15 protein-coding genes and 1 tRNA gene are annotated in these 14,324 nt (G+C 54.3%); 5 read left to right on the plus strand and 11 right to left on the minus strand.

Annotation, left to right across the window (positions count from 1 at the left end; all coding sequences use genetic code 11):
• Positions 1 to 130 precede the first annotated feature (130 nt).
• The 9 genes from G7Y51_RS09550 to G7Y51_RS09590 all read right to left on the minus strand — a co-directional run bounded on the left by G7Y51_RS09550 (position 131) and on the right by G7Y51_RS09590 (position 9,285).
• Positions 131 to 349 carry a recombinase family protein gene (locus G7Y51_RS09550; RefSeq protein ID WP_241160198.1) on the minus strand — a complete coding sequence of 73 codons (219 nt, stop codon included), beginning with the start codon at positions 347 to 349 and terminating at the stop codon, positions 131 to 133.
• A 34-nt stretch (positions 350 to 383) separates the two neighbouring features.
• Positions 384 to 791 carry a protein MobC gene (locus G7Y51_RS09555; protein WP_241160199.1) on the minus strand — a complete coding sequence of 136 codons (408 nt, stop codon included), beginning with the start codon at positions 789 to 791 and terminating at the stop codon, positions 384 to 386.
• Between the two features lie 145 nt (positions 792 to 936).
• Entirely contained in the window at positions 937 to 2,139 is a 1,203-nt protein-coding gene (gene mobV / locus G7Y51_RS09560) for a MobV family relaxase (protein ID WP_165176902.1), read from the minus strand.
• A gap of 170 nt (positions 2,140 to 2,309) precedes the next feature.
• Positions 2,310 to 4,958 (minus strand): DUF927 domain-containing protein, encoded by a 2,649-nt coding sequence (locus tag G7Y51_RS09565; protein WP_165176904.1) that lies wholly within the window; start codon positions 4,956 to 4,958, stop codon positions 2,310 to 2,312.
• A gap of 55 nt (positions 4,959 to 5,013) precedes the next feature.
• Positions 5,014 to 5,238, minus strand: a complete 225-nt coding sequence (locus G7Y51_RS09570; RefSeq protein ID WP_165176906.1) for a helix-turn-helix domain-containing protein — start codon at positions 5,236 to 5,238, stop codon at positions 5,014 to 5,016.
• Positions 5,239 to 5,484: 246 nt separating this feature from the next.
• Positions 5,485 to 6,567, minus strand: coding sequence for a hypothetical protein (locus G7Y51_RS09575; RefSeq protein WP_165176908.1), 1,083 nt, complete (start codon positions 6,565 to 6,567; stop codon positions 5,485 to 5,487).
• Positions 6,568 to 6,652: 85 nt separating this feature from the next.
• A complete protein-coding gene (locus G7Y51_RS09580) occupies positions 6,653 to 6,916 on the minus strand; it encodes a hypothetical protein (RefSeq protein WP_165176910.1) in 264 nt (87 codons plus the stop codon).
• Positions 6,900 to 7,955, minus strand: a complete 1,056-nt coding sequence (locus tag G7Y51_RS09585) for a Fic family protein (protein WP_165176912.1) — start codon at positions 7,953 to 7,955, stop codon at positions 6,900 to 6,902. The genes G7Y51_RS09580 and G7Y51_RS09585 overlap by 17 nt, the downstream gene beginning before the upstream one ends.
• Before the next feature lie 88 nt (positions 7,956 to 8,043).
• A complete protein-coding gene (locus tag G7Y51_RS09590; protein ID WP_165176914.1) occupies positions 8,044 to 9,285 on the minus strand; it encodes a site-specific integrase in 1,242 nt (413 codons plus the stop codon).
• A gap of 200 nt (positions 9,286 to 9,485) precedes the next feature.
• Here G7Y51_RS09590 and G7Y51_RS09595 point away from each other — a divergent pair.
• Positions 9,486 to 9,563, plus strand: a tRNA-Glu gene (locus tag G7Y51_RS09595).
• Here G7Y51_RS09595 and G7Y51_RS09600 read toward each other — a convergent pair.
• Positions 9,542 to 9,802: a hypothetical protein gene (locus G7Y51_RS09600; RefSeq protein WP_165176916.1), complete on the minus strand. Its 261-nt coding sequence runs from the start codon at positions 9,800 to 9,802 to the stop codon at positions 9,542 to 9,544. The genes G7Y51_RS09595 and G7Y51_RS09600 overlap by 22 nt on opposite strands.
• On the opposite strand from G7Y51_RS09600, the gene G7Y51_RS09605 reads away from it, so the two are divergent.
• On the plus strand, positions 9,801 to 11,018 hold the full coding sequence (locus G7Y51_RS09605) for an integrase arm-type DNA-binding domain-containing protein (protein ID WP_165176918.1): 1,218 nt from the start codon (positions 9,801 to 9,803) through the stop codon (positions 11,016 to 11,018). The genes G7Y51_RS09600 and G7Y51_RS09605 overlap by 2 nt on opposite strands.
• Positions 11,015 to 11,182, plus strand: a complete 168-nt coding sequence (locus G7Y51_RS09610) for a hypothetical protein (protein WP_165176920.1) — start codon at positions 11,015 to 11,017, stop codon at positions 11,180 to 11,182. The genes G7Y51_RS09605 and G7Y51_RS09610 overlap by 4 nt, the downstream gene beginning before the upstream one ends.
• Before the next feature lie 75 nt (positions 11,183 to 11,257).
• Here G7Y51_RS09610 and G7Y51_RS09615 read toward each other — a convergent pair whose 3' ends face one another.
• On the minus strand, positions 11,258 to 11,590 hold the full coding sequence (locus G7Y51_RS09615; RefSeq protein ID WP_206214303.1) for a hypothetical protein: 333 nt from the start codon (positions 11,588 to 11,590) through the stop codon (positions 11,258 to 11,260).
• Positions 11,591 to 12,118: 528 nt separating this feature from the next.
• Here G7Y51_RS09615 and G7Y51_RS09620 point away from each other — a divergent pair.
• Complete coding sequence (locus G7Y51_RS09620; RefSeq protein WP_165176924.1) at positions 12,119 to 13,306, plus strand: integrase arm-type DNA-binding domain-containing protein; 1,188 nt, start codon at positions 12,119 to 12,121, stop codon at positions 13,304 to 13,306.
• 644 nt (positions 13,307 to 13,950) lie between these two features.
• The gene (locus tag G7Y51_RS09625; protein ID WP_165176926.1) at positions 13,951 to 14,154 is read left to right on the plus strand and encodes an AlpA family phage regulatory protein; all 204 of its coding nucleotides are present in this window, start codon (positions 13,951 to 13,953) and stop codon (positions 14,152 to 14,154) included.
• Positions 14,155 to 14,324: the final 170 nt, after the last annotated feature.

A 14,324-nucleotide genomic window follows, 5' to 3' on the forward strand; every position in this document is an offset into this window, starting at 1 on the left:
ATATTGAACACTCCACCGACTTTAGCCGGTGGAGTGTTCAATCTGTCTGCCATCCCGCAAGGACATGTCCAGCACGAGAATATCTACGCGCTTTTCCCGGGTCAGTACGCGCCACTGCTCCAGAATCTCCTCATAATTTCTGTCCAGTCGATCGATGCTGGGGATGCAGATCGCCCGCCCTGAGTTTTTTGAGCATGGCCTGATACTGCGGGCGGTGAAAGTCCTTGCCCGACATCTTGTCCATGAAGATATGGCCGGGTGGTATGGCCTGCTGTTCCAGGGCGATGCGCTGCCGGATTTCATTCTGATCCACGCTGGATACGCGGATGTAGCCGTAGGTCTGTTCCATAGGGTTGTCCTTTTGCATTGGTTCACAGTTGCTCTCACCGATGGTTTTGCGGATGATCGGGGGGAAGGTTCGGCCCCCAAAGCGGCCTGGGCTTGTCATTGTTCTGTGCGGGGCTGGGGGGTATGGCTGGGGCCTTCGCCGTGGTTGAAGCGGGCCGGGGCGTGTCTTGCCTTTTGGCCTTTCCGGATTCTTTCAGCCGTCGGGCCTCGGTCAGGTACTTGGTCAGGGTTTGGGCCTTCACCTCGATCCCCTTCTCGTGCAGCTTCTCGACGAGCTCCTGTGTGTCAAAGCCGCGCTTTTTCATCCGCTCCAGCGTCGGGGCGAGAGCGAAGATGGCCTGCTTTACGGTCATGGCGCGGTTTCCGTCCAGCGTGACAGTGGCGGGCTTGAGGTGGGCAAACTCCTGCCGGATTTCCTTCAGTTGGCTGGCTGTGATGCTCATGTTCTTTTCTCCTGTGATTGACGGGGCGTGACCCCGGTTTTGTCTTTTGCCTTTGGCGGTCAAGCGGCACGCTTGCCCACGGGTTTTCGCCAGAAAACCATAGTGGGCTATGGCTCGACCCTGAGCCGAGATTCCCGGCGGATGGTCAGCGCATCCTTGGGCGACGGCGTTGCGGCACGGCTTCCGGCTCTTGCCGGATTTGTTGTTCACGCTCGGACTGCTGGCGGGCCTCCGCTTCCTGACGCTCGCTCTGGCGTTGGAGCAGGTCGGCCCGCTTGCGATTCAGGAAGTCAAGATGCAGGGGCCGGATTTCCGGCAAACGCAAAAATTCCAGAAACCCAGCCATGATCGCGTCCGCTTTTTCCAATTGGGACTCCAGCGATTCTTTTTCCTCATGGCTGTGCTTTCTGTGGGCCGCGTATTCCCTTTCAAGCCGCGTCTGTTTTTGGCGTAACGCTTCCGCTTCCCGTTGCAGGTTTTCCATCCGCGTTTGGGTGATGTGCTTGACGGCAAGCGCCTTGTTCTGCTCGGCAATGAGAGCGGAGGCTTTTTGCAGGACAGATTGGTAGTTGAAAACATTGGCCTTCGGGAGTGAGCACTCCTCCTGAAGAATTTTTTCCGCTTCTTCGGCCTGTTGCTCATACTCGGAGATGCTCTTTTTCAGCTCTCCTTCACGCTGTCCCAGAGCAGCAAGGATTTGCCGGGAGTTTTGGGCAAGTTCTTCAGATTCCCGAATCAGTCTGTTCAGGGCTTCCTGTTGCTGTTTGAACTCCCGCGTATCCAGATGCTTTTTGGCTGCTCCCGGCTTCTGTTCGACGCCGCGCTGGATGGCGAAGCCACGGCTTTGCAGATAGATGGGCAAGTCGGTTTGCAGCTTTTTCAGACTGGCGCGGGTATAGATGCTGTTGGCGCTGAGACGCCCGTCCGGCGTCACCGGCACATGAAGAAAGTGCATGTGCGGCGTCTTTTCATCAGTATGAACCATTGCCGAGATGACGTTTTCCCTGCCCACAAAATCTGTGAGATAAGCTGCGGCTTCCTCAAAAAAGCGTCTGGTTTCGTCTTTGCCGATTCGGGTAAAGAAGGATGTGTCGGAACTGACAATCAGACCGCACATGTGTACGGCGTCCTTGCGCACGGCCTTGACCAGGAACAGGTCGTCAATGCGGTTTTGAACGGCCTGCGCGTAGTTTGCTGAAACGGATTCATGCAGATCGTAGTTTCCCACGCTTCGGCTGTAATCAATGTCGGGGTTGGAGTGGCTCTCACGTTCGCGCCGGTTGTGTGACTGGATGCCGCGAATGGCGTCTTTCTTGAATTTATCCATATGCAAAACGAGATAGGACATAGCGCCTTCTCCCTGTATATTTTTCAGTGGTGACAGCGGTGACAGTGGTGACAACTCAGCAATGGCAAGGCGTTCCGGCTGTCACCACTCGAATAGGGAATGGTGACAGTGGTGACAGGCATAACCTCTTGTGACTGTAGGCTTGTCACCGTTGTCACCACTGTCACCGCTCAATCAGACAAGGTTTGCGTAGGGGCTTCGTCCGTATCATCCGGCAAGCACACGATATAGACGCGCACACGCCCAAGGCCGGGAAGGCGCTCCTGAGCTTTCAACCGATTTTTGTCTGGAGTGCGCAGCCAGCCCGCCTCACGCAAAACACGCACGGCTCTTGTCTCGGAGTACCCTTTGACAACCTCGGCCCGAAAACTTTCCGGCAGAATCAGATACTCGGTTATGCTGTTGCGTGTGCGCCGAAAGCCCACGCGGTTGACGCAGGTGGCTGTTTGCGTATTCAAGTCCTGAAAACGGCTTGCCCCGTGCTGCTCAATAAACAGACGCACAGCCGCGAGAATGGCCGTATCCTCGGAAGCGCCGATGCCGCCGCGAGCGGTCAGCCAGTCCTGGAAACAGCGTTCGGTGCAACCAAGAGCGTCAAAGTCGGCGGGCAGAATCTCCATCTGCGCGGCCAGCCCTCCGGCCAGTCCGCAGAGCGCGAAGCGTTGGGCCACACGCCGCACCTGCCCGTCCGCTCCAGCAGGCACAAGACGACCGACCGTATTGGCAAGAGCCGGTTGCAGCTCGGACAAAACCGTGGTCATCGTGTCGGATTCGGTCAGCTTTTGCAGAAAGGCACGGCCCGCATGGCCGTAATGGATGGCGGTCACTTCCTTCAGACGGTTGACCACGGCTCCGGCATCGGGAAGGCCGTGCAGTTCGGTGATCATGGTCGTATCCACGGGCAAGCCCACAAAACGCACTTCCTGCCCGCCTCTGGACTTGAGACCGTTTTCGGCCAGCTTGTCGGCAAGGCCGAGTTCGCCGCTGGACAGAAAGAGCAGACGCCAGGCGTGCGACTTGCGAAGATTGCCTTCCCGACTGGAACGTCCCTTGCCCTGACCGTTGGCCAGCATATAGGCGCACTCCGCCAGAATCTTGCCGTTGACCTGCCCGACTTCATCCAGAATCAACACATTGTCGTTGTGCAGAACTGCGATGTTCTCCAAGCCGTTGTCGGTGGCGCGCCAGCTTCGGACGTGTTCCGGGCCGCCCCAGACGGACGCGGCAATCTGGAGGGCCGTTGTCTTGCCCGATGACGAACCGCCCTCAAAGCTGAAGCCGCCGCCTTCCAGACCGGCCAGACGCAGGAGCGGCCCGGCAAAGGCCGCGCACAGGGCAAAGCTCAGGCGGGCATTGCCGACGGCCAGCGTTGCGATTTCCCTCCAGCCGTCCAGAGTTCCGGCGGCGCGGTACAGATCGCCGTGGTGCGCGGATTGCAGAACCACGTTTTCGCCGGAGGTGTTGCCGTACACGGCATCCGGCAGAATGTAGGCGGCCTTGTCCCAGCCGGTGCGGGGCACACAGCGGATGCGCCGGACGGGTCTGACGGCGGACAGGAAGTCCACAAGTTTTTTCCTGGTCAGCGGATTGCCGAACCAGCCGCCGGAAGCCAGTGCGCTGTACCAGTCGGCGTTCTGACGAAAGAGCAGCTCAATGGGCATGGGCCAGGCGTGCTTTTTGCCGTCCGGATCAGCCCATGCGAGCATCAGGCCCCATTCGTTGCCTTCGCTGTCGCGGGTCATGCCTTGCACATGGAGCGGGGGGCCGATACGGATTTCGTTCACCTCGCCGTCAGGCTTCGTCTCCAGCTTGTACAGCCCGGCGCGTTTGCCTTCCGGCACCAGAAAGAAGCCCTCGGGCATGGGGCAGTCGGCATCCTTTTCGCGGGCGGATGCAATGACAGCACGAACGGCCTCAAGGGAACGGAGCCGGTGCAGATCGTTGAAATCCGTGGCCCTGCCTTCATGAGCGGGGCAGACGGCCAGCTTGCCGCCCACGGCCCGCGCCGCTCTGGCAGCCGCTTCCTTGCCGGGATTCCACGGAGTGCCGTCGGGTTTGGCGGTTTCGCAGTCGTTGTCCGCGCACAGCACAAGCTCCCTGTCCGGGTGGATGCTTCGGGCTGTGCGGGCCACGGCTTCCAGATTCCCGGCGGTGAAAGCCACCAGCACGGCGTATCCGGTGGCCAGATGCAGGCTTGCCGCAGTGGCGTAGCCTTCGGCAATGAGCAACGGGCCGTCCTGGGCATCATCCCTTGCCGGAAGGGAGAAAAAGCCGCCGGATGTTTTGCCGCCCTTGAGAAAGAACTTGTCCGGGTTGTTTGCCGGTTTTTCCGGCAGGATAAATTGCAGGCTCTGTATCTGGCCGGATGGGTTTGCTACGGGAACAATGAGCCGCCCGTCATCCGTCTGCCGCAAGCCGATGGCCGGGACTTCCTTTCGTTGCAGATACGGATGGTTGGAGTCGGTGGGCCTGGCATGGTTCCAGATGCTTGCGGCCAATTTTGCGGCATCTTCCCAGCGGCGATCCTGCTCGGCCCGCGTGTCGGCTTTGGCGGCGGCAATGCGCGTCCGTAGCGATTTGCGCTGGACGCTGTTTTCCTTTTCCGGCCGGGCTGTCCATGTGCCTTCATCTCCGGTGCGCCAGTTCTTCCACCAGATGGAGGGCGGATCGTCCAGAAATGCCTTGTACACGCCGTCCCTGCGCTGGGGCTTGCCTTCCGTAGCGCAGCGGTGCAGACATCCGTCCGTCTCCACATGCTCGACAATCAGTCCGGCTGTCCGGAGCTGCTCGGCAAAGGCTTGCTGAATATCCGCACTCATGCCTCACCTCCGGGATGGCCAGACAGAAACCGCAACCTATGAAAAAGACGGGGATTCATCGCTGGTTCCTGTAACGGCGATCGCGTTTGGCGCTTTCCAGCGTTTCTATGGAGCGGGAAGCGAAGAATTCATCAAGGTCCGCCTGGTCATAAAGAACGCGGGTTCCAAGTTTGGCGTATCGAGGCCCTTTATGCTTGCAGCGCCAGACTTCAAGAGTGTTGGGCTGGATGCCGAGATAGGCAGCGGCTTCCTGAGTATTGAGCTTTTGTTTGGGAGTCATGATTTGTATCCTTCCTTCATGGGATTGCCCGCGTGAACTTATGTCAGGCGGTGTTTGAAGGAAGGATACCGGTCTTGAAAAAGAATAAAATTCCCGGTGCTGTGCCAGTGAAAAGAAAAAATCTCCGAGTTCTGTCAATCTCGGAGATTTTTATTTTTGTTAAATAATTTCAGATTATTAAAAAATACTGAGTTGTGCGGGTGCCGCAAAAAATATTTCACAGAGCTGAGAGATTTGAGCGGAAGTTCAGCTTTCCCTGTCGCGCCCTGGGCTTGTTTGAGCGTACTCACCCAGGGCAAGACGAATTTCTTCCATAGCCCAGCCTGCCAACTCAAAGGGAGTGTTGTTTTTGGCTTTTTGAGGGGTATGAAGCGCGTCCCGAACCGCAGACTTGAGTTCGGGGAAGGAGTCAAGTTCCCGCAAAAATTCTTCCTGAATTTTGGTACGGGTGTACTTTGTTCCCGGCCTGGCCTCGGCAATGAGTCGATTCACCAGAGGATAGAAAATACGCCGGACAGGCAGCTTGACGTTTTCCCGGCTTTCCAGGCTCTTTTCTCTGCCGGAAAGGGTTTTCTCTTTGTTTTGGTATTCAACTTTCTCAGCGAGCAACGCTTGATTTTGCTCCGTGAGCTCATTCATTTTTGTCTGCTGTACCGAGAATGCACCCTGCAGGTTGGTGATGGTCTCTTCCAGATCGCGGATACGCGCTGCATATGCAGAAAGGGCTTTCTGTCCATACTTTTCCAGAAGATATTCATAATCGGCAGCGTCAAGACACAGACGTTGCTGGCCGATATATGAGTTGAAAATATTCGCATCGCTAAGATTTGAGTCATACGCAAAAGCATACAGGCGTACGGGGACATTATATTGTTCCAGTTCAAGAAATGGTTCGGATGCTATAAAAACAGGAACTCCCTGCTTGCGAACAAAGTCTATCCTGTCTCCAGGGGTATGTATGCCGATATGCTGCATGGCCTGTTTGAATTCAATAACCTTGGGGAGAACAACCGCTTTTGACCATTGGAGCTTTGCGAATTGTTGAATGATAAGCAAACCGACAACTCCGCAAATAACTCCAATAAGAATAAGATCGAGGAAGAATATTCCCTCACGCGATTCAATGAGAATGGTAAAAGCATTGACAGCCTGCTCAGAAATAGAGCCTTGTTTATTTACTTCATGGACGATCTTCAGAAAGGTTTTCTTGTCCAACCAATCAAGAATAAATGCTGTAACAGTAATGCTGATAAGGTATATACAAAATACAGCACATTTTTGTGCTATGCCACGCTGAAAAATGGTTAATTTTGTTGATGAAGGAAGCATGTGTTATTCCTGTTTACCCGTATCCAGTTCTTTTTCAATCTCTTCAACACTCGGCAGACTTGTTTTGAGTTCTTAATGGCCCGTGTCAGAGCATACTCAGAAACAGCCCGTAATTTGAGATGGTAAAACAAGCGGGGGAAACATGTTTTTTCTTGCTGCCTGCCCTGGATGCTGCCTGCTCCGTTTCTACCGCACCCTTACCCTCTTGAGAAGAGGGAGGTATGGAGCCAAACAGAGTGCTTGCCACCCCGGAAGCTTTGCGCAGGGCGCTCCGGCGCATCCCTGTAAACAACGCCAGGCGCACAAGAGAGGGCAGAGTCTGATCCGGCTCTTCATCCAGCGCCTTCATGAAATTCTGAACCTGTTCCGGGGGCAGGTTTTCCGTGACCTTCAAATCTTCTTCCCGCCGCTGTCAACCTGTATTTTTGCAAGGGACTGCGGGGGGAATCCGGCCTCGTTCTTTCAACAAGAGCGGCGTTCAGCGCGGGCGACAGATAATTCTTGCGGAATGTGGGGGCGTGGCGCAGCCCTAGCCCGCTCATCAATTCAGCCGCGCTTTTTTCCCCTTGCCCAAGCAGATCCAGCAAACGCCGGACTTGATCGCTTACTTGGTCGCTTGCTTGATCGCTTCGGATGTCTGCCAGGGCATCGCCCAGGGCCGTGAGCATAAACTCCACAAAGGCGGTGGCTTCTCCCCGCGCGTCAGCACGACCGAGACTGTTGTAATATTCAGCCTGCCGATTGCGGACAATGGTTTCCACCGGCAGATAGGCAAAGAGGGGATTCCATTTGCTGAGGATAAGCGTCTGCCAGAGCCGTCCCATGCGGCCATTCCCGTCGGCAAACGGGTGGATGAACTCGAACTCGTAGTGAAAAACGCAGCTCGCGACCAGAGGGTGCTCGTCCGTGCCTTCCAGCCAGCCAAGAAGTCTTTTCAATTGTCCATGCACAAGTTGCGCGGGCGGGGCCATGTGGACGACTCTGTTGCCCTGAAAAACGCCCACTCCGCCCGTGCGGAGGCTGCCGGGCTTTTCCACAAGATCGCGCATGAGTATCGCGTGGGCCGACAGCAGGTCTTCCAGACTGTGCGGCTGCCATGTCTCCAGCTTTTCGTAGGCGGACACAGCGCCGTGCACTTCCTGAATATCGCGGGGCGGGCCAATGACCGCCTTGCCGTCAATGATGTCTGTCACCTGCTCCAGGCTGAGCGTATTGTTTTCAATGGCGAGTGAGGCATGGATGGTGCGAATGCGATTTTCCCGCCGCAGGTGCGGAGACAGAAGATCCACGGCAAGCCCTCTGACGGCGGCAAGCGTGGCAAGCTGTGCACTGATGCCTGCCACACCTTTGAGGATGGCGCTTGTGATGGTGTATGGCGGATACGTCATGCGTCCTCTCTCCGGGCAGGCCAGCTTTCTCTACTCTGCTCCAGAATCAATCTTGCAGCAGCTTGCTGCACAATCGTTGTTTAGGGATTCAGCCATCATTTTTGGCGGGGGAAATCTGTTTTTTCTTGCTGCCTGCCCTGGATGCCGCCTGCTCTGTTTCTACCGCACCCTTACCCTCTTGAGAAGAGGAATGTATGGAGCCGAACAGCGCGCTTGCCACCCCGGAAGCTTTGCGCAGGGCGTCATCGTGCAGGTGGGCGTAACGCTGTGTCATCTGCGGGCTGGAATGGGTGAGCAACTTTTGCAGCTCGTACATGGATACCTGCCCGGAACTGGCCAGCCATGAGGCGAAGGAGTGGCGCAGCCCATGCAACGGGCGAAATGCTTCGGGCAAGCCGGCTTTCTCTTTCACACGCCTGAGCATATCCGTAATATTGCCCCGTGGCTTGTCGTCATAGCGGCCGGGAAAAACGTAGGGGCTTTTGGTATGCGGCAGGGCTGTCAAAATGGCGCGGGCCTGCTCGTTCATGGGGATAGTTTCCGTTTTGCCTTTCTTGGCGACCGTGCCGCGCAAGTTGATGAATCCCCGCTCAAAATCAAGGTCTTCCCATTGCAGATTGAGCAGGGCGCTCCGGCGCATCCCTGTAAACAACGCCAGGCGCACAAGAGAGGCCAGCGTCTGATCCGGCTCTTCATCCAGCGCCTTCATGAGATTCTGAACCTGTTCCGGGGTCAGGTTTTCCGTGACCTTGTTGTCCACCGTGGGCATGGTGATGCGGAGAGTGCCGGGAATGGAATCAACATAGCCTTTCTGCAGGGCAAAATTGAGGATGCGCTTGACCAGTGTCAGAACGTGCTTGACGGTCTGTGGCGACTTGCCTGCCTTTTCCAGTTTGGCGCGGAGCTTGTCGATGTCATGAACGGTCAGTTCGGGAATGCTTTTCGTTCCCAGCGAAGGCGCGATATGAAGATTGAAACGGATACGGTCATCCTTGATGGAACGATTGGAGCTTTTGACTTCCTCGAAAAGACTCCACAGCCGGTTGAAGCTGTAGCGTGACTCCTCGGCCATCTTTGCGGCGCGAACAGCAGCCCGTTTTTCCTCGTTGGAGGCGTCCCTGCCCTCCATGCGCAAACCGCGGATGCTGGAGGCTTTGGCCGCAGTCATGTTGTCGCGGTATTGTCCGCCGACTTTCTCCTCAATGAGCTTTCCCTGTTTGCGGTATCGAATGTAATAGACCTTTTCCAGTCCGTGCCCCGTGGATCGGGGGACTTCAACAAAATAGACCCCGGCGTAACCGACGACCGACTGTCTTTTTCTGCTGGCCATATTGCCTTTGACCTCGTTTGGGGCGCTCTGCCCCACATGTGTGGGAATGAATGGGCATTTATCCCTTGATAACGGCGGAAATAGCCGTTTTCATCTGCCCCACACTATGCCCCACAGACGGCATAAAGTCCAATCGAAGTCAGCGGCTTTTCAGAGAAGAAAATTCTCAATAACCATATGAAATATATAATTTAGTAAAAGTGGGGCAAAGGCAATAAAAATGACCGTCACGGCCTTTCACGCCGTCGACAGGGGTTCAAATCCCCTTGGGGACGCCAAATTTGGGTACAAAGAAGAATGCCAAGGTCTGCAACGCCTTGGCATTCTTCATTTTTTCCCTCCAGTTGTGTTTCCCGAAGTCCAGCCCGTCCGCTTGCATCCAAACATTTTGTGGGTATATCCGTAGGTAGAAATGTGGTACGGTATTTCCGATACCTACATGGATAACCGGCCGGAATACAACTCGTTTTGTCCATGTAGGCATCTCTTTGTCCACCAACAGCCAGGGAGTGCCCATGCCTCTTACCGATACCCACATTCGCGGACTGAAACCCGACGTGAAACCCCGCAAGTATTTCGACGGCGGCGGTCTGTTTCTCTATGTGCCCACCAGCGGCAGCAAATTGTGGCGCATGGCCTACCGCTTTGACGGCAAGAGCAAGCTGCTCAGCTTTGGGGAATACCCCGCCGTCTCGCTCCGGGATGCCAGAGAGCGGCGCGAGGAGGCCAGGCGTCTGCTGGCCAAAGGCGTTGATCCTTCTGAACACAAACGGGAAGAAAAGAGGGCCAGAATCACAGCCGAGCGCGAGAGTTTCCAGAACATTGCCAGAGAGTGGCATGAAACCCGCATGGCCGAGTTTTCCGAAAAACATCAGGGAACCGTCATGTACCGGCTGGAGACGTATATTTTTCCGATCATCGGCAAAACGCACATCGCCAAACTGGAAACACGGGATGTCATGGCTGTGGTCAAACCGCTGGAGCAGCGGGGCAACCACGAGACGGCCCGACGTGTCCTGCAAATCATCAGTCAGGTTTTCCGCTATGCGGTCATCACGGGCCGGGCAAAGCACAATGTCGCGGCCGATCTGCGGGGAGCCTTGCGGCCGAGAAAAACCGTCCACCGGGCGGCGGTGCTGGAACCGGAGAAAGTCGGCCAGCTTTTGCGGGACATCGACGCCTACGAAGGCTATTTCCCTCTGGTCTGCGCCCTGAAACTGGCTCCGCTGGTCTTCACCCGTCCCACGGAGTTGCGGGCCGCCCAGTGGCGGGAGTTTGACCTTGAGGCAAGGGAATGGCGCATCCCTGCCGAACGCATGAAGATGCGGCGACAGCATCTTGTGCCGCTGTCCGAACAGGCGTTGTCCATTCTTCGAGAACTTCAGAAATACTCCGGCGAGGGAAAATACCTCTTCCCCTCCATCCGCACGGAGGTACGGCCCATTTCCGATGCGACCATGCTCAATGCGCTCCGGCGCATGGGCTATCAGAAACAGGAAATGAGCGTGCACGGCTTCCGCTCCATTGCGTCAACCCTCTTGAATGAACTCGGCTACAATCGGGACTGGATTGAGCGTCAGCTTGCCCACGGTGAACACAATGAAGTGCGGGCGGCGTACAATTATGCGGAGTATCTGCCGGAGCGCCGGAAGATGATGCAAGAGTGGGCCGATTTTTTAACAAAATTGAAGGGCTGTCCCTCAGAAGAAACCACCCCTGAGGAGGAAGCATGAACGAGAACTCCATGACCGATCATGATGTGCGGATCTCTCTTGGAAAAATCGACCAGGAATCCCAAATCACAACCAAAGATACCGGCTGGACTGAGGAAGAAAAAGACCGTATGCGGCAAGCCGGTTATGATGATATGGACATAATCCGGGCCTGGTATAGCTGAGAAGCGTATCGGAAACCTCTTGCCGGCAGGGCCTGTACGGAGTTGTCGCCGTACAGGCCCTGCCATTTTTTTGCCTTATATCCCGCCTCCATGCTCTTCTGTTTCGTCACCAATAGCGGGCGGGACGTTGTCTGTTTCCGGGTCTTCCTTGACCGTGGGAAGCCCCGCTACCGGAACTTCCTCAAGCAGGGATTCCAACCTAGTCAGCGGAACCGATAGCCCGGCATCCGCGAGCACGTCCCTTATGTCGCGTAGCGTGTAGCTCTGCCGCACGGCTTTCCTGATGTCCTTGCCCAGAAGTTCCGCGACCTCGGCCCGCGTCTTGCCAGCCGTTTTCATCGGCAGGCTGCGGAGCTTTTTCCGGACGGCCTCTATTTGTTCCATTGTGTAGCGTTGGGCTTTTGCCATAGCTGGCACCTTCCTTGTCAAAAATTCAGAGACCTTTCCTCATACCACAGTGAAAACTTGAGTGGCAACTTTTCTTTGTGGATATATTTGTACAATACTGGATATATCTGGATTTTATTACACAAGTATAGACAGTAAATTTTTTTAACTCATTTCTATTTAAATTTATATTTCCTTCAGAATCATTTGTTCAAGGAAAAGCAATACAGTCTTTTTCATTTTTCATCTGGCCTTCAAGCTCATTTTTCATCTATGCTTGCGCCAAAAGAGGAAGCACGGCGTGACCGATGCGCCAGCAAAAGTATGAATGTACTGCCCCAGAGACTGATGATCGTTCTTCTTTACAGGATGGTAGCTGTCTGACGAAGATAATAAATAGACTTACTTGGACTTATATAAATTTTATTTATTTGAAATTATACGATAATTTTTATTACATATGGCGAATAGCGTCCACCAAAAAGCATGGACATGGCCTAGTTCACGGGGTATCTATTGGGGTATCAAATTTATAAAAGGGGTACTGAAATGGCCTTGACTGATACAGCCGTTCGTAACGCCAAACCTGCGGAAAAACCGCAGAAACTCTTTGATGGCGGTGGATTGTTCCTGTTCGTGACCAAAACCGGAGCAAAAAGCTGGAGATTGAAATACAACTATCAGGGTAAGGAAAAACTGCTCACTCTTGGACTTTACCCAACAGTGTCCTTAAAAGACGCAAGGGAGAAGGCTCGTTCCGCAAAGAAAATTCTGGCCAGCGGGAAAGACCCGTCCGTTGAGAAAAAGCTGGACAGGGAGAACGCCCGGAACACTTTTGAAAAAATTGCCCATGAATGGCACGAAAAGCAGATTTCCAAATGGTCGGCAAACTATTACAAACGAACAATGGACAATCTCCGCAAGAACGCCTTTCCCTATATCGGGAACAGGCCGATTGCGGATATTTCCATGCAGGAAATCCTGGCTATGCTTCGCAGGCTGGAAGGGAGGGGCACGATTGCCACAGCCTACGCCATACGCGGCCTTTGTTCGGGAATTTTTCGCTACGCTGTCGCCAGCGGCCTTGCAGAGCGCAATCCCATCCCGGATTTGCAGGGATCCATGATCCCGCATGTGAAGAAACACCATCCGACAATCACCGACCCTGAAAAAGTTGGCGAACTCATGCTCAGGATTGACGACTATCACGGAGTTGCCGCAGTGCGGGGAGCCTTGCAGCTTATGGCGTTGACCTTTTGCCGTTCATGGGAAATCCGCAATGCCGAGTGGAGCGAGTTCGATTTTGAGGACAGACTCTGGCGCATTCCCGCCTCAAAAATGAAAATGCGGCGTGAGCATCTTGTGCCGCTCAGTCCTCAAGCCATTGCAGTGCTGAATGAAATGAAAATGTTTTCCGATCATGCAAGCCATGTTTTTCTTAACCAGAGGGATCATTCCAAACCAATCGGCGTTTATTCCCTTATCAGCGCGATTCGTATCATGGGCTATGCCAAAGATGAGTTCACCCCGCATGGTTTCCGTTCCATGGCGAGTACGCTGTTGAATGAACAGGGTTATCACCCTGACGCCATTGAGCGGCAGCTTGCCCATGTTCCACATGAGCGCATTCGCGGCATTTACAATCGCGCCGAATATCTGCCGGAGCGTCGTAAAATGATGGACGACTGGGCAAATTATCTTGATGACCTGCGTGAACGCGCAAAAATGAAGTTGTAAAATCCATTACACCTATAAGGAAAAATAGCGGTAACAACGATTTAAATTAAATGCCAATCAAAATATCTTGTTGCCGCTGTTTTTCTTTTTAAACTATATCTCATCTCCCTCCGCAAAAATTTACCGCAAAGATTTTTTCAGCCAACGCTCTTGGTCAATTCTCTGGCTGAGCTGCAAACTTTCGTTGCCGGTCAAAATCCTCTTCAGCACCCCCCGCCTCACTTGCAAGGACTAAAAAGCAAGTTGTTGTCTACAGTTGTGGAGTAACATCCATTATTGTCGCATAGTGTTTATTTCTAAAAACCATAAAAAATCCAAAGCGATAAATATTTACGCTTTTAAATACAAAAACATGTCAAGCCTTTTTATAAAATTTTTTTGAGTCCAATATGAACCGCTTTGGAGGTTGTTGGATATGTTTTCAAGCTTGCAACATTGCAAATTTACGGAGATGGAAAAAAGTTATGCTACAGTTTGCCGAACCTAGAGCAGAGTACCTTTGACTTTCTATGAAAGTCAAAGGTGGCATTCAGGCGAAAAACGCGGTTTTCGCCTGAATGTACGCCGCGTTGCGGCGGCTGCCGCTTTCGCGTCAGCAGAGCATTTTCAAAGAGAAAATGCTCTAACCAGACAGGAGAAAGTCCATGCAAAATATACCCAGTAACGCTCTGCTTCGTCTGCCGCAGGTACTTGCGCTCATCCCCGTCAGCCGTAGCGCATGGTGGGCGGGCTGCAAGAACGGTCGGTATCCGAAACCCGTCAAACTCGGTCCGCGCACAACAGCGTGGAGGGCAGCGGATATTGCCGCGCTTCTGGAAAAGCTCACTGCCGATCCGGAGGAAAAATGAATCCCGTTTTTTCCCCGGCTCTTCGTCCGTCACACCCGCATGGGTGCCGGAAGCGGGCATTCCGTCAAGGCCAAGCCCTGGCGGGCCGCTTCGCGGGCCTTGACCAAATGCCCTTGCTTTCCGGCTATGGATGCTTGCGGGCGACGGACAAGGAAGCCTCCGGCGGGGGC

This window comes from Desulfovibrio sp. ZJ369, assembly GCF_011039085.1.
In the GTDB taxonomy this organism is placed as follows: Bacteria; Desulfobacterota; Desulfovibrionia; order Desulfovibrionales; family Desulfovibrionaceae; genus Desulfovibrio.